The sequence below is a fragment of the Methanosarcina sp. UBA411 genome (assembly GCF_002495725.1).
Lineage (GTDB): Archaea > Halobacteriota > Methanosarcinia > Methanosarcinales > Methanosarcinaceae > Methanosarcina.
The window spans coordinates 38368-56536 of the sequence record NZ_DAGK01000034.1 but is presented as its reverse complement, the minus strand read 5'-3'; the positions used below and the strand labels follow the sequence as shown (position 1 = coordinate 56536).

The window sequence follows — 18169 nt, the reverse complement described above, 5'->3', positions numbered from 1 at the left end:
GTAATTCTTCGGCGAAGCCGCCGGGCTTGAGGCGATAGGCACTCTAAACTAAAAATAGTTTCTCTTGGTCCTGAATCAGCCCTCTTGAGCGAACGAAGTGAGCGAAAAGGGCACCGTCCTCCCGAGACGGGACTCGGGTGACGAAACTCGGGGTTTACATCCACTCGTAATGCATCAGAACTTCGGGATTAAAGCTCTGCATTAAACTGTTTTCCGTATATCCAAAAAAGAGACATCCCTGACAATTTTTGACAATTTCCTTCCTATGTTCTTCCGAGTTTTCCCAGACGCTCTGAAAGCCGTCCCAGATAACGTTTCCAAGGGGTTCATTCTGCACACGACAGGTTTCAAGGGTGCCGTCATGCGTCACATTCATAATAATCCCGCTGGCTCTGCACCTGTAGTCCATTTCCTCATCCCTGACCATTTTGAGGTACGTTATTGAATTAATTATCGGGTATCGTTGCTTCTTAAGCTCGATTATTCGGTCAACGGTATTGCGGAATTTTTCCATATCACGGATTCCGATTTCGTTCCAGATCTCCTCACTGATTCCTGGAAACTCGTGGACAGGCTCGAAGGAAACCTTTACACGTAGTTTTTTTGCAAGCAAAATAAGGGTCTCGATATCATCCAGGTTTTTCCCTGTAAGTACGCAGTTCATCAGGATTGGGTTCTTCTTTTTCTGGAGTTTTCTAACCTCTATAGCTCTTTTTAAACCCTTCAGCAGGGTTTCGAAGTCCATCTTGCGGATTTCTTTATAACTCTCTACCCCGTCCACGGAAACTGAAAGATAGTCCACATCTCTTAGTTCTTCTGCCCTCTCGTAGAGCAGTTTTCCATTTGTGACCATAGAAGTGATTAGTCCGATTTTTTTGGCATGTGCCATAATCTGGGGCAGATCTTTCCGAAGGAGTGGCTCTACGGTCCAGGCATTATAAACTCCGATTCCGAATTCTCTCGCATCATCTAATAATTTGAAAATCTCTTCTCTAGTTGGTTCTTCTCCGGTTTTCTTCCAGTACTCACAGAATTTGCAGCGCATATTGCAGCGGGCATTTACACCGTGGGAGAGAACAAAAGGACGCTTTCTTACTCGGATCTGCCAGAGCGCTCTCGAAGCCAGGATGGGGTCAAATCGGGACATAGAAATCTCTTATCTATTTTTTTGCAGAAGACTGCTTATTATTCATTATCTTTTCTATTATAACCTTTTTTTGGAGAGATAGTTTGTAACACATTTTTTCAACTCCATTTAGCTTACTGACTTATGAGCCAAAGCTCGCGGATAATTTGTAAACCATTTAATACCTAGAGAGTGATCAGATATGATATCAAAGTAAGCTAAGTCAAAGTTATTTGCCAAGAATCGTGTGAAAAATTCCTTGTAAATAAATAGAAACTGCGTTAATTGCTAATCTATTCATAACTAATTTTGAGTGGGCTTAACAGTTACCGGACTTAAAACATTTCCAGGATTCCTGTACGTTATTGCTCTAACTAAAAAACATATTCCTATAACCGGCATCACAAAGCACCAATAAAATGCCTGAAAAGCGACAACAGCATCAAAAGTCGGCCCTCCTCTTGAAAGTGAATGTGAAAGTCCACTGAGCGTAAAGAAAAGGAGTAACATCGAAAGCATACTTTCTACATATGAAACTGCAAGATATGCATTCATCGAGTCAGGATGTCTATCCATAGATAAGAAGACCAGTGCCGAGAACGGAGATAGTAACGCCATAAATAGCATCACGAGTGTTTCTGCGATGCCGATCTGGTCACTAAGAAGTTCTCTACCACTATAAATAATCCAAAGATTTACGATAACCAGTATAAATAGAGAAATACATAATGGGACTGCCAGATACCATCTGGGTAGTACTTTTCTTGTTTCCACCAAAAAAAGAACGGAACCCAAAAATGAAATAATGCTCATTAAATTTATAAAACCAATAAAAGACAGATTTAATGTTGTTATCAATAAGTAGCGTATATAGCTTATTAACATTAGAGCCCAGTACATCATAAAGATAGCAGACATCAATGCCAGTGCGATTTTTATCCTCATTAAATCATCGCCATAAAATATAAAAATCGGGTGAAAATTGTTCACCCTATCAGGTCATAGAATTCGGGTATCGATCCTTCGTCTCCTGCTGCACTATCTACAACCCTCAGCCGCCAGTTGTGCACATTTTGGAGGCCTTTCACGTGTACTGTAAGCTGGAGGTTACTTCCTCCCTGATGGTCCCATATCTTCTTTTCTAAGTACGTGGATGATGATGGGTCCCACCGGCCTATCCATACTTCTTTAAAAAAATTATTAATTTCAAAAGTTTCCCAAAGTATACGTAAATCTTACATATACTTGAGACAGTATTAACTTCAGAATATAAATTTTTTTCTACTGCCTGGGTTCAATTCAATAAATAAAAATAACAGGTTAGTTTCAAAATTTAAGCTTATAATCTTTTGAAAAGCATACCTTATTAGCTCTTTATTAGTTTCTTTGAATATTGGATTTTAGAAAATCAATCTTATTTTAATTAGGAAAATGACTCAAAAAATTTTAATGATTTGTAATAATATGAGTTTTGGTATCGATTCTCTAATGGCTCTATTATCGCTTTTAGCCTGAGCAGATTGTGTTTTTATAATCCAAACAAATTGGACATTATAACAGAGAATTGACTAGAAAAGATAAAGAATTCTATATTAAAATCAGCTAATTCTACGTTATTAAACTACTGCTAAAGTTTCTATTGAAAAAAAGAATGCTCGCCGTAGGGCGAGCTGTAGGTATCAAAGTTTTATTTGTGTTTATCCGAAGAGAGCACCGAGGCCGGCCATTCCGTCTTCTTCAGAGTGGTCCTCTTCCTCTTCTTTCTCTTCTTCAGCAGGAGCTTCTTCTGCTGCTGGGGCTGCGGCTGCTGGGGCTGCTGCGGCTGCTGGAGCTGCGAATGCTGCCTTTGCAATTGCTTCTTCGATGTCTACGCCTTCAAGGGCTGCGACAAGGGCCTTTACTCTAGCTTCGTTAACTTCGATACCTGCTGCCTGGAGAACGGCAGTGATTGCTTCTTCGGTAATTGCTTTACCAGCGTTGTGCAATAAGAGAGCTGCATATATATATTCCATCATTAATCACCTAAGTTTCAATTATCGTAAATTTGTTTATCCGAAAAGGGCACCGAGACCAGCCATTCCATCTTCTTCGGAGTGGTCTTCTTCCTCTTCTTCCTCTTCTTCCTTTACTTCTTCTTTCTTCTCGGGTGCCTTGGCTGCTGCGGCTGCTGCGCTTGCGGCTCCGAGAACTTCCCTCAGTTGGTCATCCACGGCATTTGCATCTTTGTCTGCGGCTTTGGATGCAACGGATGTCATCTGGACATGAGCTTTTGCCAGCAGGGTATCCATGACTCCGGAATCAAACACGACAGCATTGACACCAAGGTTCTTTGATTCTGCAAAGGCTTTTGCCAGCAGAGTGCCAATTGTTGCGCTTGTCGGGTATGCTGTGTTGACTGAGAGGTTGAAAGCGTTCTGAGCTGCCCTGATAATGTCAGAGAAGTACTTGCTTTCGTCAACTGCAAGGAGTTCCGGCTCGTAAATTGTCCCATCGTCATAGGCGGCTCTTAAGTCCAGCCCTACAATGAGAGGGTATATCTCCAGCTTTGAAAGCATGGTTGCGAGCTTTTGCGGGACTACCTCACCTGCTTTACAGACAACCTTCGTTTCCCTTACTGCAACTTTCCCTGCTTCTATTGCAGCGGGAATTCCTGCACTCTGGAGTTCTCCGAGAATCGGACCAGGTGGGAAACTTGTAGGTCCCTTCTGAACAATTATATCCACAGGAGCTATTGCGCCTCCTTTAATTGGAGAAGGGGTTTTTGTCTGTTCTAGCACTTTGTAAAGCTTGAAGGGACTTTCGTTAGTAAATACCAGAGCAGTCTGCTTGTCAAGGTATTTATTCATCTCGGGAATGCTTTCTCCAAGCTGGTTTAAAGCCCGCTCAGTAAGGGTGTTCCTTGAGACCTTGAGCACTGCAACGTCTTTAAGGTCCCGGCGAATTTTCTGGATCTTGGTTGCAAGAATGCCTTCAATCGCAACCATTCCGAAGACCTTATGGGACCGGATGAGCTCTTTTATATTCTCTATCTCATCCTTTTTCCACTCTGGGACGTGCTCCGTGTGATGTTTCTCCGCTGACATTTACACCACCCTTTCGGATTTTCCCATAGTTGTCGTGACATAGACTGTTCTCAGGTTGTGCCTGCCCTTGTCCAGAACACGCTCCAGTCTGGACACTATAGTCTCAATGTTTTCGGCAAGGTCATCGGGATTCATATTCCTTCGGCCTACAGGCACGTGGAAAGTGAGCTTGTCTTTTGACCTCAACCTAACCGCATTTTGTTTGCTCTGGATAAGTTCGCCTATGTCTTTGTTAGGTAAAAGCGGAATAGGCATTTTCCCTCTTGGTCCAAGAACAATACCCAGATTCTTACCAATTATTGGCATAAACTGGGTTTCTGCGATAAAAAGGTCATATTCGTTTGCAAGAGTCCTGGCCTGGTTTTTGTCAGCCGCCAGTTCATCGAGCTCAACATCAGAAATAACATACGCAGCACCGGCAGCCTTTGCTCTCAGGCCCACATCACCTTTTGCAAAAACACCGATCTTCAGTTCTTTTCCGAGCCCGTGAGGAAGAATTACTTCTTCATCGACTCTGTTCTTTGGTTGGTTCATGTCAAGATTCTTTAAGTTAATCGCCAAGTCTACGCTTTCCGAAAAATTGCGCTTTGGTGATTCTTCAAGTACTTTCTTGACAGCTTCCAGTATACTTTTTTCTGCCATCTTGTTCCTCCCCGTAGTGTTTGAACTTACATGTCCAAGCAGCCTTTTCGGCTTACTACGGTTGGTCTTAGGGCTTTCCCATTAATCCGAATTCTGTTATTCTTAATAATAAGCCACTAATAACTGTCTTTTTTTATTTATTGCAATGATATATACAAGGTTCTTGAGCTATTAGTCCTATCCAATTTAAAACTATTGGTGATAAGAAAAATCTCGGATTAATCAGTAAAGGGATGAGAAGGTTTACCACTCCTCACCGGCAAGCACATCATCAAACTTGCCCTGATCGAGTGCCTTCTGGCTGTCTTTAGCCTTAACCCCCTCTACGGTCACGCCCATAGGGACACAGGTGCCCATTACTTCTTTCATTGTTGCCTTGAGATCATAGGAAAGTACATCTTCCTTTTTCATGCGGGCAATCTTTGCAACTTGCGAAACGTTGAGGTTTCCAACAACTTCGCTTCCTGCATTTCCTGACCCTTTTTGAATCCCCAACTCTTTCATGATCAGGGACGCGGTAGGTGGAGTGCCTACTTCGATCTCGACATTTTTCTTGTCGTCAACAATTACTTTTACAGGAACCTGCATACCGTTATAGTCCCTGGTTTTTTCATTGATCTTTTCGACTACTTCTTTTATGTTGACCCCAAGCGGACCAAGCGCAGGACCTAAAGGTGGTCCCGGATTTGCTTTTCCTCCGGGGACAAGTGCTTCAACAATACTTGTCATCTGAGTCTCACCGGTTTAATAAGTATAATGTTTGCAGATCTGTTTAGATCCACTTTGAGTACTGGTGATTGTATTTATTAATAAGCTGGAATTTTCGGTATTTTCCATCTCGCTGTGACTTCACTCATTCTCTTTTTTCAGTATCCTTACAGTATCGCCACGAATCGTGATGGGAATCGGAACCACAGCATCAAACAGCTCTACAGTAATTTCCTCATGACTTTCATCAACCCTTTTAACCCGGGCTTTCTCGCCTTTAAAGGGTCCCGAAGTGACTTCAATTATTGCTCCTTCCTTGATCCCTGTCACTGTTGGTTTGGGTTTAAGGAAATGCTCTATTTCAGCAATTGAAGAGCTCCCTTTCACAAGAGCTCTCGCATGGGGAATAGTCTGGATTGCCAGTTCTACGATTCCGGATTTAGGAGCTTCGACTAGGACATATCCTTTTAGCTCATCAGGAGCCAGAATTGCCCTTATATCCAGCTTCTCTTTTTTCGAAACCCTGGCAAGGGCTGTTGCAACCGATCTTTCTTGGTTTGCCGTGGTTTTGATTACAAATATCTGGGAATCCTCACTCATTGGGCCACCCACTGGGGCAACATTGTCAACAGTACATATACTATAAATCCTATTGCTCCCACAGCCAGAATGCCAATACCTGCAACTTTGGCAATGGTCAAGAACTCTTCCCTGGACGGTTTTTTAGTAAGTTTCAGGACTCTCAGGTGTGCCCGGATTACCTGACCAACGCTTTCTGCAGTTATTTTCGGTTCAAACGTGGATTCTACCATCAATTCACATCCAGGTTTTCTTTATTTTATTCATCTTTCTTTAATTTTTGCCTAGAGTTCTTCCTATGGGTTTTCCATTTCCGAAATTCAAATTTCTTAATCATAGAATTTCCGGATTTATATTAAGGAAGGAACGGGCGGTTTATATTATTAATTCCTATTATATGAAGATATCACTGACACGACTTTTAAAACGTAAAAAGATTTCGATGCTGAATTTCTATTTGCTCCAAAGCTTTAATCGCGTCAGTAGAAATATTTCTTTTTTGATGCCGAATTGTATCGGCACCATACGGCATTTACCATAAAAATAGTTTTCGATTGGTTTTTATTCCTATCCCTTTTTTTATTTTAAAGAGAGAAAAACAGTACTTTTCTCCAATCGATGATTTTAATCCCTTTTGTCTCTGGTATGATCACTCTACAAAATCAATTCCATATTTATAGGTAATATCTTTGTCATTTCCATGACCATAAATCTGGGCAGATGTTACTCCTGTAACCACGATCATGGTACGTACGGTCTGTTCGAGGTCAGGGTCAACCTGTGCGCCCCAGATCAGGCGGGCGTTTGCATCTATCCGGCTGTAAACTTCCTGAACAACAGACTCAGCTTCAGAAATTGTCATGTCAGGGCCTCCAACTACATTAACAAGGGCAGAGGTCGCACCTGATATATCCACATCAAGAAGAGGGCTGCGCAGTGCTTTTTGTACGGATTCGACAGCTTTGTTTTCTCCGTCGGACTCTCCAAGCCCTATCATTGCAACGCCTCCGTTCTGCATAACAGTTCGAATATCTGCAAAGTCGAGGTTTACAAGGCCGGGTTTTGTTATCAGTTCAGTTATACCCTTTACGGCTCTCATAAGAACTTCATCTGAGACTTTAAAGGCGGCCTGGAGTGGGAGTCTCGGAACTACTTCTATCAACTTATCGTTGGGAACTACTATTACTGTGTCTGCGACATCTCTCAGGCGTTCAAGTCCGGCTTCTGCATTGGTTCTGCGTACATGACCTTCCACACTGAAGGGTAGGGTGACGACTGCAATTGTAAGGGCTCCTGCATCTCTAGCGGCCTCAGCGACTATAGGTGCTGATCCCGTGCCTGTTCCTCCTCCGAGGCCTGCGGTAATAAAGACCATGTCAGAGCCTTCGACAACTTTATTAATTTCGTCGATACTCTCGACTGCAGCATCTTCTCCGATCTGGGGGAGACTGCCGGCTCCAAGTCCACGGGTTTTCTTTTTACCGATAAGAATCTTTTTGCCGGAGCGGATATGAAGAAGGTGCTGGGCATCGGTATTCAAGGCAACGAGGTCCGCTCCCTGTATTCCTTCACCCATCATGCGCTGGATGCTGTTTGAGCCACCGCCTCCGCAACCTACCACTTTGATAGTTGTTTTAAGGCTTCTGAGGATCTCTTCGAGTTCAGAATCAACATCTGAATCTATTACGTTAGAGTAATCTAAATTTGAGTACTCTCTCTGCCCGGCGCGTCCTTCCAGGGCAGATCGAGCAAGGGCTTCTTCCACAATGGATCTCATGCTACTGTTTTCCTCCATTCTATGGGGTAATTTTTATGACTAGTAGTAAAGAATAAATGTATTTTTAGAGGGAACACATGTATTTTAACCATCACATATACAGTTTTCAATTTAATAGTTTTCCTGTTCCAGTCTTTAAACTTATACTGTATTTATTTAATAATTTTATCAAATTTTTCTATTTTTCCTACTTAGCCTTAGGTTTTCTATAGATAATTATGATCCGGTTTTATTACTATACTTATTCTTTATCTTTTTTATTTTCTTTAACTAAAATGTTTATTTTTTTATTATTTTATTTTTCTGAAGCCGTCTCTGTATTTTTACCTTTCTCTTTATTAGAGCACAATTATGCTTTTCCTTTAGACTCTCCCAGGGTAATACCTGTCGCAATTAGATGCGCAACCCTCAAAGGTTCAGGAATATTGCTTCTGATCGATGTGAGCCGGATAATCTTTTTTACAGTCTCCAGGCCTATGCCTACTCTCTGGACATAAATGGGACTTTTTTCACCTGAGATTTTTTCTACTTTCCCTGCTCTCTTTATTATTGCCCAGCGCTCTTCTCCATCCGGAAAATATTTAAGGGCGGATTTGATTTTCTCAAAATCCGGATAGGTCCGCATAACTACAACTACAGGGATTCCGGTTTCCCTGTAAAGCATCTGTATATTGACGACGTTAAAGCCTCCATAGGTGATTCCGTTGAGAATAACTACTCTTATTTGGCCGTAATGTTTACTTTTCTTTATCATTTTGCAGATAACATCAGTAGCATCAAGCCCGTCTTTTGTAATCTCTGAACGAAGGACACCGTCAATCCAGTCTCCTCCTCGAAAAACAGTCCCTACTATCATCACCTTTTCACTGAGGAGCGCAGAATCATCTATACCTAGAATTCGAATTTCTGGCTTGATATGAAAATCTGAATCCACGGTACTTTTTACGTCTGGATTACAAAAATAGTTTGTCGGGTTTACCTTACAGGCTTTCCAATGAAAGCCCCTTTCCCAAAAAATCCTCAATTTTCCTGCAAAAAACTTGAGCTCTCAAGTCAAAGTAAAAAAAGCCGAAGATAAAAATGAGCCCCTGAAGGGCTTTTCATTAGGTTTAACAGTGATTTTTTTACACAAACATAGTTTCAGGAAGACTGGCAGGCATCATCTTCTGTGTATCTGCAGCTATAGATACCTTCTCGACCGCCTCGAGGAAATCTTCCATCTCAACCAGTTCCTTGTCTTTCCTCACCGCAAACATACCTGCTTCAGTGGCGATTGCCTTCAGGTCTGCTCCACTCATTCCTTCGGTAGCTTTTGCAAGCCTTTTAAAGTCGATGTCTCCTGCAAGAGTCATTCTCTCACAGTGGATTTTGAAAATCTTTCCTCTGGCTTCTACCCCGGGCATTGGGACATGGACAAGCCTGTCAAAACGACCTGGTCTCAGAATTGCCGGATCAAGGACATCAGGACGGTTTGTTGCTGCAATAATCCTGATATTTCTTCTTTTATCAAAGCCATCCATCTCTGCCAGCAACTGCATGAGCGTCCTCTGAACCTCACGGTCTGCTCCAGTCGTTTCATTCAAACGCCTTGCAGCAATCGAGTCCAACTCATCAATGAAAATAATACTCGGAGCTTTTTTCCGGGCCATCTCGAAGATTTCTCTTACGAGTTTGGAACCGTCCCCAATATATTTCTGCACGAGCTCAGAACCTACAACTCTAATAAAGGTTGCATTAGTTCTGTGAGCCACAGCTTTCGCAAGCAGAGTTTTTCCTGTTCCCGGAAGCCCATAAAGAAGCACTCCCTTCGGAGGCTCAATACCTATCCGGGCAAATCTTTCCGGCTCGATGAGAGGAAGCTCGACTGCTTCCTGAAGTTCCTGAATCTGCTCATCGAGACCGCCTATCTGGTCATAGTCCACTTCTACGCTTTCGAGGACTTCCATTGCAGCAACAAAAGGCTCTTCTGTTGAAGGAATAACCTCGGCAATGGCAAGCGTATGCTGGTTAAGGGCAACCTTTGCCCCTGGCAGCAGTTTTTTCTCATCAATATATTGTGAGACGTTAACCAAAAACTGAGGTCCGTTGCTGCTCCGGACAATTATTCTATCATTCTTAATCACGTCAATGACCGTACCAATGATGAGCGGAGAGGTCTTCATCCGATCGAGTTCAGACTGCAGCTTTCTTATTTCCCGTTCATATTTTATCTTCTGATTTTCCAGATAGCGTTTTTCGGATTCAATCTGGCTGCACTGCTCTTCCAGATAACTGTTTCGGCTTTCAAGTTGCCTCATTCGGTCCTGGACGCTTTCAGTTACTTCCCCCAGCTCTCCAGGCTCGATTCCGTCATACACAGGTCCGGGCTTACCAAGGTGACTGCGCATGCTTTCATCCTTACTTCTGGTACTTTCCGTCATGGAGCTCCGAATAATATTTAAGTTCATACCGTATATAGCGTTTTCGAAGTGATCAATATGCAGTGCGAAATATGTGGTGCAGAGATCCGCGGAAAGCCTATATGCATTACAATTGATAACAGCGAGCTCCAAGTTTGCCAAAAATGTGCCTCTTACGGTAAACCCGTTGATAAACGGACTCCCGTATCAAGAAAAGTCTCTCCGGTGGTTCGGACGGTAACGCGAGCCGAAAATAGGCCAAAAAAGGATTTTTTCGATATTTTGAAAGACGAACTCCTGGATAACTATGATCAGATTATCCGGGATGCCAGAGAAGCCAAAGGCTGGTCACAGGAAGACCTAGCTGAAGGTATTAAAGAAAAAGTATCTTTGATCAAAAAGATTGAACGCAGCGAAATCGTACCAGAGGAATCCGTCCGAAAGAAACTCGAACATGCTCTTAACATCAAACTTACTGAACGTGTGGAGGTCTCAGGACAGGAAGTTTCTCATCTTAAGAAAGATACTACCCTTGGAGATATAGTGAAAATAAAAAGAAAGTAAATTTCAAAGTAGATGCCGAGAAAGTAGATTTCAAAGCAGATATAGCGAAGTAAATTTCAAAGTAGAATACGAAAAGGTGAATTTTAACTGCAGGTTATGTTCCGGCAGTAACATCTGGTTTCTGGCAGTTCTCTCCTTCTGGAAACGACAGAGGGTTTAATTCGAAGGTGTCTTCTTAATTCCTTCACCCTCTACTTTTACGTGCTTTTTTTCCGGCTTTAGATCTTTTTTTTAAGCCTTCTCTTTGTTTTAAATCTTTTTTCAGTTATTATTTTTTAAACACATACTATTTCTTTTCATCTGATTTATTTTCCCCGAAAGGCGCCTTTAAATATCAATTTCGACTTCATATACCTTTTCAGGATTCTCCTTATGAATTATCCAAAAAGGCTCTTCACCGTACGTTTCCATCAGCTTTGTGGTTCTTCTGGGAATTGTTTTCGGGCCGAGTACTGCGCCTGGTCTGTCAGGATCATCGATGTAATCTGTTTCCATCATAAACCGTGTACCTTCCTCAAGCGCTTGTTCGATTGCTCCTTTGGCCGATATCACTCCCGGAAAAAGTCCAAGTTCTTCACAGGTTTTTACCAGAGGTGGAGAGTAATGTTTGACAACTTTGTACATTTTAATTCCTGTTTTTCTCGCTCTCTCTGCTATGTCCTGGAGTTCAGGCTCTCCTACGCTTTCGGTATGAAGCTGGACCGCACAATCCTGTTCTTTTCCCAGGGAAAAAGCGTACTCCATTATCTCATTCGAAGCTTCCCAGACTTCCATAGACACAGGGTAATGAGGGCGTCCTGACTTTATTCCTACGGCGAGCCCTTTTTCCACATAACCTGAAGCAAGTTCGAGACCTGTCTTCATGATCTCTGTAGCTTTCTGCAGATCCATATACTCGGTAAGCCTTGAGATCTCTGCCGGATGGACTCCAAGTACAGGAAAAGCTCCAACTCCCAGTTCTCTGATTTTTGACGCGATTTCTATGGTTTCATCAAAAACCTTAAGGTAATCTTCAGGTTTTTTGACCGTTATTCCAAGCGACCAACTGGGTTTGGTGACCAAAATTATATGAGTCCCTCCGGAGTTCTTGAAATCCTTTACTGCTTCAAGTCCTCTAGCTCTAAGGTCTATATGCATATGATTATCAGTAATCGGAATTTTGGCAGGCATTTTCACTCCTCAAAGGTTAAAGTTCCGGGTTTGATCAAAGCTCACATTCTTTGAAGTGTCTTCGGTTTTGGCTCAGATTTGCATTTTTTATTGAAAGTTCCGGGTAAGTATGGAATGATACTTTTGGAATAGCATTTTTTGAATGATACTTCCTGAAAATGGAATCCAATTTTTTATACATGTGTGCAGGCATCTGTGTCTTATACCCAACCTCGCGTTAGAATTGCTCGGCATAGTATTAATTACCCAAAACTTGAAATATATAGCCTTACGTTGAGTACGCTGGAAGATCCAGTTATTCTTACCGAATTTTCGAAAAGTTCCCCTTTTATATTTTCAGTCGCTACGGTTCTTTAAATACGAACCCTAAGATCTGGTGATAATTATGAGCAAAACCGCAGCAGTAATCAAAGGTGACGGGGTAGGCCCCGAGCTTGTAGACGCAATGCTTAAAGTTACAGAAGCCGCTGGCACAGATGTCGAATTTGTTATGTGTGAGGCAGGAGCCGGCTGGTGGGAAAAGCATGGAGGAAATTCCCTTGTTCCGAATGAAACCTGGGAAATCCTTGACAGTTCAGATGCCTGCTTTAAAGGGCCGACAACCACGCCCGGAGGAATAGGCTCTCCAAGAAGTGTGGCCGTATCTATAAGAACAAAATATGATCTTTATGCAAATGTCAGGCCAATCAAGACTTTCCCTAACACAAGTGCCCCTCTCGGAGATGTGGAAATGGTTTGTGTGCGCGAGGGTACAGAAGGCCTCTACATTGGAGAGGAAATCCAGCTCACAGACGATGTCTCAATTGCAATCCGTAAAATTACACGCACTGCATCCAGCAAGATTGCCAGCTATGCTTTTGAGGAAGCAAAAAGAAGAGGCTATGACGCTGTTGTGCCAATCCATAAGAGCAATATTCTGAAACTGACCTGTGGTTCTTTCTTAGAAGAAGTAGAAAAGGTTGGGCAGAACTATCCAGACATTGAGATCTGGCCCTATCACATTGACAATATTGCCCAGCAGCTAATTAAGAACCCACAGATTTTCAATAAAAAGGTTCTCCTTTCTACAAACCTCTTTATGGATGTAATCAGTGAGGAATGCTCGGCACTCGTAGGCAGCATTGGGTTAATCTACTCTGCCAATATAGGTGATTCCTTCGCAATGTTTGAGCCTGCTCACGGTTCAGCTCCAAAGTATGCAGGCCAGGACAAGGTTAATCCTGTCGCAACCGTACTTGCAGGAGCATGGATGCTTGATTATCTTGGCGAAAAGGAAAAGTCCGAAGCGATATTTAAGGCTACAAACCGCGTAATCTCTGAAGGTAAGTATGTAACTTATGATCTCGGAGGCAATGCAAAACTCAGTCAGATGGCTGGTGAGATTGCAAAGTATACGGCAGAAATTCTAAAATAAGAACGTATTGAAGGAAATCCTTTTTCATTCCTTCAATTTTTCTTCCTCGGAATCGGCTATTTTTCCTTTATTTTTCAGTTTTCCTCTACCTGCATGTGTTAGGTTGCAGATTGGCTGGTAAAGGAAATACTTTTCTACATAAGCAAGGAGTTCTTCATCCGATATACAGGAAACTCTTTCTTCATTATCGTAGAGTTTCTGGATTTCATTCTGGATTTGCAGAAGCCTATGGTCATCTTTTTCCACAATAGTTTCAACATCAAGAAGGTCATTTAAGGTCTCTTGAACTTTATAGCGGATAACCTCCAGACCTGAAGAGTCACCTATGAGCAGGAACCGCTTTCCTCCTACTAGTTCTGGAGGATAAGGTTCATAGTTAAAGGGATTTTTGAGGACGCCTGCGGCGTGTATTCCTGATTCATGGGCAAAAATATTCTTCCCTACAACAGCTTTGTTTCTCGGAACCCGTAGGCCAAGTTCTTTTTCCATGAATGCTGCAAAACGTGTAACCGGTTCAAGGTTATACTTATTAAAGCCTTCTATTCTATCTTCCAGGAAAAGCAGGATTTTTTCCATCTCGCTATTTCCTGCACGCTCTCCTATACCCAGGAAAGTTACACTTGTCCAATTAGCTCCATGCCAAAAACCTGCAATGGAACTTGCTGACCCAAATCCATAGTCATCATGAATGTGAGTTTCTATATTTTTTACCCCGATTCCTTTTTTGAGGTGCTGCACAATTTTCGGTATTCCATAAGGCTCATCTATACTAATGAAGGGCATCCCGTATCCAACAGTGTCGCAGACCCGGATAATACAATCAGGATCAATTTCCATAATTTTTTCAACTAGAGGGAAAACAAAACCATAATTATCTGCTCTTGTCATATCCTCAAGATGAGCCCGTGTGCGAAGTCCATGATCCACTGCATACTGTAGAGCGTCCAGGTATTTCTCTTCAGCTTCTGCTCTGCCTGAAAGCTTCATTTTAGAATAAATATGCGTGTCCGATACAGACATCAGAATACCGGTTTCTTTAATTCCGTCTACTTCGAGAACTTTGTCTATATCGGTTCTTGAAGCTCTTGCCCAACCTGTGACTTCGGGAAACTCATACCCTATATCAAGCATTCGATCTACAGCATCTCTATCCCTTTTATTGAATACGAAGGCTTCAAGTTTTTCGATTCCTATCTCGTGCAGATACTCATAGATTTGAAGCTTGTGTTCTCTGCTCAGGACAATCCCAGGCATCTGGGAACCATCACGGATAGTGCTGTCACTTATGTATATATCATTTCCATATGGCAGCTTTAATTTGGGCAGATCTTCATATGATTCGTAAACTTTCATCATTTTTCCTCCTTTCTTTCAGGCGGCAGGGCCCTGCATCGAGAGAGCGGGCTTTCACTGCGGGGTTTCTATGTGAAAAAGATATCTTTCAGGTACACAGGTCAGAAAATAAGTTATACTTTACCTAAGAACTCTAAATTCTCGTTTAAAAACTCTCTTTTGGGGAGCACTTACGACTGTTCCTCAAGCGGCATCTTACATTCTATACTGAGAGTTGTATCTTACGTTATATGCCGATATTTAGGTTATTATATGTCGTTATAGTTAAAATCTCTTTCTTTCAAAATAGCCAATGTATCTTCTTATATATACAATGTATATAATACTCATTATGTGAGTTATTTATGCTATATGTATAATCTGTTATATTCTGTATCAAGAGTGACAGGACACATTGTTATCTTTTCCTTTTGTAAAATTCCTGGATACTTCCTAAAAAGGGTTTTTAAAATTAGTGTACGAAATTGGTCTAAGGTTTTCTTGTAGAAGTTTTACTTGCTTTTTTACAGTTTCATGAAAGTTTACTTTCCTATCCTGCCCTTCTTGCCGGTAATAAGGTATATCTACAACAAGTTATATTTATAATCGAGTTAATCTAAAAAATCTAATTTCAATTCTTTGTACATAACTTATTTAATGATATTTAATGACCCGTATCTTCTGGCCTTTTGTTAAAGCGGCCTAAATATAAAACTAAAATTATATCGGTGTATATTTAATTTAAATTGTTTATTTACCTTACTTTATTCGCGAGGAAAAACATGTCCGAAATAGTAAGTGTTAGCGGCGGTCCGACAAAACCCGAAATCATTGCCGTATCTCTTTCCAAACTCGGGCTGCGGGAAGGAGATCGATTTGCAGATGTAGGTTGCGGTACGGGATCAGTCTCGATTGAAGCAGCAAAGATTGCCCGAAACTTGACTATCTATGCTATAGATGCTCGAAACGAAGCTCTGAGAGCTACCGAAACAAATTTTAAAAATTTCAATATAGAAAATGCCACGATTTTAGCTGGAGAAGCCTCGGATATCCTAAATTCTGAAAATTTTACTGATTTTATTGATTGTGCTTTTGTCGGCGGAACAAAAAATATTGGTTCCATTCTTGAGGCTCTTGTCAAGAAAAAAGCTCGAAGTATCGTGGTAAATGCCGTCCGAATAGAAACGGTTGTCAGGACAATTGAGGCGATGAAAAAACTCGGAATTTTTGATGAAGTAGTTCATATTTCGGTTTCGAGAAGTGCACCAATTGCAGGAGAAACAATGTTCAAACCTGAAAACCCTGTATACATTATTGTCGGAAAAAAGCAAAAATGAAAATTATCTTATAATTTAAATCTGCTTTATATTTATTTTTATAATCTACGGAGCGATAGCATGTTAATTGGAGTAGGACTTGGTCCCGGAGACCCTGAACTTCTGACCCTCAAAGCAGTGAACGTTTTGAAAAACAGCGATAAGGTATATGTACCAGGCCGCCTGGCAAAAGATCTCGTGGCTCCTTACGCAGATGCCGAAATCCTTGAGTTTCCCATGATAAGAGATATTGAAGTTCTCAATTCTCTCTGGAAGGAAAATGCTGATAAAGTGGCGGAAGAAGCAAGAAAAGGAACTGTAGCTTTCGGGCTTATAGGTGATCCAAACTTTTTCTCTACGTTTTCTCATCTCAAAAAGGTTATGCGCAAACACTATCCGGACGTTGAGCTTGCAACCATTCCTGGTATAAGTTCGATCACTTCCTTTGCTGCCAGAACCGATGTTGCGGTTGAGAGTTCTTTTGAGGTCAGCGACGGTTCTGAGATCGGGTATAAGATTCACCTGAAGGCTACGCAACCGAAATCTATAGTTAAACAGCTTGAAACTGAAGGATATACGGAGTTTATCTTTGCAGAAAGGCTCTTTTCTGAAAACGAGCTTATAATCCGGAACAAAGACGAAATTCCGGAAAAGGGGAACTATTTCAGTATCATTTACGGAAAGAAGTAAAATTACTCTATGTAATATTTGCGGAACTCACTACATAATTTGGAATAAAACACGAAAGTAAAGGGAATGGTCAGATGGAAAGGAAAGTATATTTTGTGGGAGCAGGACCCGGAAACCCAAAACTAATTACTGTACTCGGGCGTGAAATGCTCGAAAAAGCCGACCTTGTGATGTATGCAGGCTCTTTGGTAAACCCTGAGGTTCTTAATTACACTAAGGGAGAAACAGTGGATAGCTATGGGTTAACTCTCGAAGAGACCACTAAAATAATTGCAGACGCTGTAGATGCAGGAAAATTCGTTGTTCGTCTCCACAGCGGAGATCCGTCTCTTTACGGCTCTGTCATAGAGCAGATGGAAGAACTTAGAAAGTACAATATTGAAGTCGAAAGAGTTGCTGGAGTTTCCTCGGTTTTTGCAAGCGCTGCCGCTCTCGGTACACAGTTGACTCTTAACGGTGTTTCAGACACTCTCATTATTACCCGTCCTGCCGGAAAAACCCTAGAAAAAGACCTTATCCCCGAGCTTTCTGCTTACAATACTACCATGGCAATTTTCCTTGGTACGCAGAAAATTAGGGAAATTATGGAAAAAGTTCGCTGCCCCAAGGATACGCCTGTTGCAGTAGTATTTCACGCATCTTGGGAAGATGAAGAAGTTATCACCGGAACTGTGGAAGATATCGCAGATAAGGTAAAAGACGCAGGAATTACGCGTTCAGCAATGATAATTATCGGCGGGGTTGTTGACCCTAAAAACTACAGGAGGTCCTACCTATACGGAGTAGCCCAGGAACCACTGTAATCACTTTTGAACGGAATCGGAAGATTGCAGCAAGGATAGCAGAGCATTTGAACGCAGACCTGCTTCTTTATGAAAAGGGCATATTCGAAAAGGCTTTTAAAAGCTATGAGGCAATAGTTGCGGTTTTTGCCACAGGCATTGTTGTAAGGGATATTGCTCCCCTTCTCGATAATAAGTGGTCTGACCCTGCTGTGGTCGTAGTTGATTCAAACCTGAATTTCGCAATCCCTCTGTTAGGGGGGCATCATGGCGCAAATGAAATTGCCCGAAAGCTTTCTGAACTCGGAGCGGTTCCTGTGCTTACTACGGCGACCGAGGTTCACGGTAAACCTTCAGTCGAGAGTATCGCTGACAGGTTAGGCTGCGAGATCTTCAACAAAGAATCCACTGTAGCCGTAAACTGTGCCCTCCTTGATAAGGAAATAGAGGTTCTTGAGGTTAAGGGGCCCAGGATTGTTGTTGTAGATGAAGATGTATCCGTACTGATAAGAAAATGTCAGGAAAATGTAGAAGTCAAAGGCAATAATGAAGGTAAACAGTAATTGAGCTTGAGTTGACTGGTCTGC

19 protein-coding genes are annotated in these 18169 nt (G+C 41.9%); 6 read left to right on the top strand and 13 right to left on the bottom strand.

Going from position 1 to position 18169, the window contains the following annotated elements; genetic code table 11:
* Window positions 1-154: 154 nt before the first annotated feature.
* The 11 genes from BP861_RS13545 to BP861_RS13495 form a co-directional block, all read right to left on the bottom strand.
* The gene (locus BP861_RS13545; protein ID WP_292376402.1) at window positions 155-1147 is read right to left on the bottom strand and encodes a radical SAM protein; all 993 of its coding nucleotides are present in this window, start codon (window positions 1145-1147) and stop codon (window positions 155-157) included.
* Between the two features lie 282 nt (window positions 1148-1429).
* Window positions 1430-2116: a hypothetical protein gene (locus BP861_RS13540; RefSeq protein ID WP_292376400.1), complete on the bottom strand. Its 687-nt coding sequence runs from the start codon at window positions 2114-2116 to the stop codon at window positions 1430-1432.
* A 707-nt stretch (window positions 2117-2823) separates the two neighbouring features.
* Window positions 2824-3138, bottom strand: coding sequence for a 50S ribosomal protein P1 (gene rpl12p / locus BP861_RS13535; RefSeq protein WP_292376787.1), 315 nt, complete (start codon window positions 3136-3138; stop codon window positions 2824-2826).
* A 36-nt stretch (window positions 3139-3174) separates the two neighbouring features.
* Complete coding sequence (locus BP861_RS13530) at window positions 3175-4209, bottom strand: 50S ribosomal protein L10 (RefSeq protein WP_292376398.1); 1035 nt, start codon at window positions 4207-4209, stop codon at window positions 3175-3177.
* Window positions 4210-4851, bottom strand: a complete 642-nt coding sequence (locus BP861_RS13525) for a 50S ribosomal protein L1 (RefSeq protein ID WP_292376396.1) — start codon at window positions 4849-4851, stop codon at window positions 4210-4212.
* Between the two features lie 243 nt (window positions 4852-5094).
* Complete coding sequence (locus tag BP861_RS13520) at window positions 5095-5580, bottom strand: 50S ribosomal protein L11 (RefSeq protein WP_292376394.1); 486 nt, start codon at window positions 5578-5580, stop codon at window positions 5095-5097.
* Between the two features lie 120 nt (window positions 5581-5700).
* The gene (locus BP861_RS13515) at window positions 5701-6159 is read right to left on the bottom strand and encodes a transcription elongation factor Spt5 (RefSeq protein WP_292376393.1); all 459 of its coding nucleotides are present in this window, start codon (window positions 6157-6159) and stop codon (window positions 5701-5703) included.
* Window positions 6156-6371, bottom strand: a complete 216-nt coding sequence (locus tag BP861_RS13510; RefSeq protein WP_292376391.1) for a protein translocase SEC61 complex subunit gamma — start codon at window positions 6369-6371, stop codon at window positions 6156-6158. The genes BP861_RS13515 and BP861_RS13510 overlap by 4 nt, the downstream gene beginning before the upstream one ends.
* 416 nt (window positions 6372-6787) lie before the next feature.
* Window positions 6788-7915, bottom strand: a complete 1128-nt coding sequence (ftsZ, locus tag BP861_RS13505) for a cell division protein FtsZ (protein WP_292376389.1) — start codon at window positions 7913-7915, stop codon at window positions 6788-6790.
* Window positions 7916-8264: 349 nt separating this feature from the next.
* The gene (locus BP861_RS13500) at window positions 8265-8849 is read right to left on the bottom strand and encodes a DUF99 family protein (RefSeq protein ID WP_292376387.1); all 585 of its coding nucleotides are present in this window, start codon (window positions 8847-8849) and stop codon (window positions 8265-8267) included.
* Window positions 8850-9039: 190 nt separating this feature from the next.
* Window positions 9040-10335, bottom strand: coding sequence for a proteasome-activating nucleotidase (locus tag BP861_RS13495; RefSeq protein ID WP_292376385.1), 1296 nt, complete (start codon window positions 10333-10335; stop codon window positions 9040-9042).
* Between the two features lie 57 nt (window positions 10336-10392).
* Between BP861_RS13495 and BP861_RS13490 the strand changes: the two genes are divergently transcribed.
* Window positions 10393-10878, top strand: a complete 486-nt coding sequence (locus tag BP861_RS13490; protein WP_292376383.1) for a multiprotein bridging factor aMBF1 — start codon at window positions 10393-10395, stop codon at window positions 10876-10878.
* A 327-nt stretch (window positions 10879-11205) separates the two neighbouring features.
* On the opposite strand, the gene BP861_RS13485 is transcribed toward BP861_RS13490, so the two are convergent.
* Window positions 11206-12048, bottom strand: coding sequence for a TatD family hydrolase (locus tag BP861_RS13485; RefSeq protein WP_292376381.1), 843 nt, complete (start codon window positions 12046-12048; stop codon window positions 11206-11208).
* Window positions 12049-12433: 385 nt separating this feature from the next.
* On the opposite strand from BP861_RS13485, the gene BP861_RS13480 reads away from it, so the two are divergent.
* Window positions 12434-13462, top strand: a complete 1029-nt coding sequence (locus tag BP861_RS13480) for an isocitrate/isopropylmalate dehydrogenase family protein (RefSeq protein ID WP_292376379.1) — start codon at window positions 12434-12436, stop codon at window positions 13460-13462.
* Between the two features lie 24 nt (window positions 13463-13486).
* Here BP861_RS13480 and BP861_RS13475 read toward each other — a convergent pair whose 3' ends face one another.
* Window positions 13487-14815: a homocitrate synthase/isopropylmalate synthase family protein gene (locus BP861_RS13475; protein ID WP_292376786.1), complete on the bottom strand. Its 1329-nt coding sequence runs from the start codon at window positions 14813-14815 to the stop codon at window positions 13487-13489.
* A 761-nt stretch (window positions 14816-15576) separates the two neighbouring features.
* On the opposite strand from BP861_RS13475, the gene cbiT reads away from it, so the two are divergent.
* The 4 genes from cbiT to BP861_RS13455 all read left to right on the top strand — a co-directional run bounded on the left by cbiT (window position 15577) and on the right by BP861_RS13455 (window position 18145).
* Window positions 15577-16131 (top strand): precorrin-6Y C5,15-methyltransferase (decarboxylating) subunit CbiT, encoded by a 555-nt coding sequence (cbiT, locus tag BP861_RS13470; RefSeq protein WP_292376377.1) that lies wholly within the window; start codon window positions 15577-15579, stop codon window positions 16129-16131.
* 60 nt (window positions 16132-16191) lie between these two features.
* Window positions 16192-16800 carry a cobalt-factor II C(20)-methyltransferase gene (locus BP861_RS13465; RefSeq protein WP_292376376.1) on the top strand — a complete coding sequence of 203 codons (609 nt, stop codon included), beginning with the start codon at window positions 16192-16194 and terminating at the stop codon, window positions 16798-16800.
* Between the two features lie 74 nt (window positions 16801-16874).
* On the top strand, window positions 16875-17603 hold the full coding sequence (locus BP861_RS13460) for a cobalt-precorrin-4/precorrin-4 C(11)-methyltransferase (protein ID WP_292376374.1): 729 nt from the start codon (window positions 16875-16877) through the stop codon (window positions 17601-17603).
* Window positions 17604-17650: 47 nt separating this feature from the next.
* Entirely contained in the window at window positions 17651-18145 is a 495-nt protein-coding gene (locus tag BP861_RS13455; RefSeq protein WP_292376372.1) for a cobalamin biosynthesis protein CbiG, read from the top strand.
* The last annotated feature ends 24 nt before the right edge of the window (window positions 18146-18169 follow it).

Coding starts and splice junctions, on each gene's coding strand:
- BP861_RS13490 (WP_292376383.1), top strand. CDS start 10,393: ATGCAGTGCGAAATATGTGGTGCAGAGATCCGCGGAAAGCCTATATGC.
- BP861_RS13545 (WP_292376402.1), bottom strand. CDS start 1,147: ATGTCCCGATTTGACCCCATCCTGGCTTCGAGAGCGCTCTGGCAGATC.
- BP861_RS13475 (WP_292376786.1), bottom strand. CDS start 14,815: ATGAAAGTTTACGAATCATATGAAGATCTGCCCAAATTAAAGCTGCCA.
- ftsZ (WP_292376389.1), bottom strand. CDS start 7,915: ATGAGATCCATTGTGGAAGAAGCCCTTGCTCGATCTGCCCTGGAAGGA.
- BP861_RS13485 (WP_292376381.1), bottom strand. CDS start 12,048: ATGCCTGCCAAAATTCCGATTACTGATAATCATATGCATATAGACCTT.
- BP861_RS13510 (WP_292376391.1), bottom strand. CDS start 6,371: ATGGTAGAATCCACGTTTGAACCGAAAATAACTGCAGAAAGCGTTGGT.
- BP861_RS13525 (WP_292376396.1), bottom strand. CDS start 4,851: ATGGCAGAAAAAAGTATACTGGAAGCTGTCAAGAAAGTACTTGAAGAA.
- BP861_RS13495 (WP_292376385.1), bottom strand. CDS start 10,335: ATGACGGAAAGTACCAGAAGTAAGGATGAAAGCATGCGCAGTCACCTT.
- BP861_RS13530 (WP_292376398.1), bottom strand. CDS start 4,209: ATGTCAGCGGAGAAACATCACACGGAGCACGTCCCAGAGTGGAAAAAG.
- rpl12p (WP_292376787.1), bottom strand. CDS start 3,138: ATGGAATATATATATGCAGCTCTCTTATTGCACAACGCTGGTAAAGCA.
- BP861_RS13515 (WP_292376393.1), bottom strand. CDS start 6,159: ATGAGTGAGGATTCCCAGATATTTGTAATCAAAACCACGGCAAACCAA.
- BP861_RS13465 (WP_292376376.1), top strand. CDS start 16,192: ATGTTAATTGGAGTAGGACTTGGTCCCGGAGACCCTGAACTTCTGACC.
- BP861_RS13460 (WP_292376374.1), top strand. CDS start 16,875: ATGGAAAGGAAAGTATATTTTGTGGGAGCAGGACCCGGAAACCCAAAA.
- BP861_RS13520 (WP_292376394.1), bottom strand. CDS start 5,580: ATGACAAGTATTGTTGAAGCACTTGTCCCCGGAGGAAAAGCAAATCCG.
- cbiT (WP_292376377.1), top strand. CDS start 15,577: ATGTCCGAAATAGTAAGTGTTAGCGGCGGTCCGACAAAACCCGAAATC.
- BP861_RS13480 (WP_292376379.1), top strand. CDS start 12,434: ATGAGCAAAACCGCAGCAGTAATCAAAGGTGACGGGGTAGGCCCCGAG.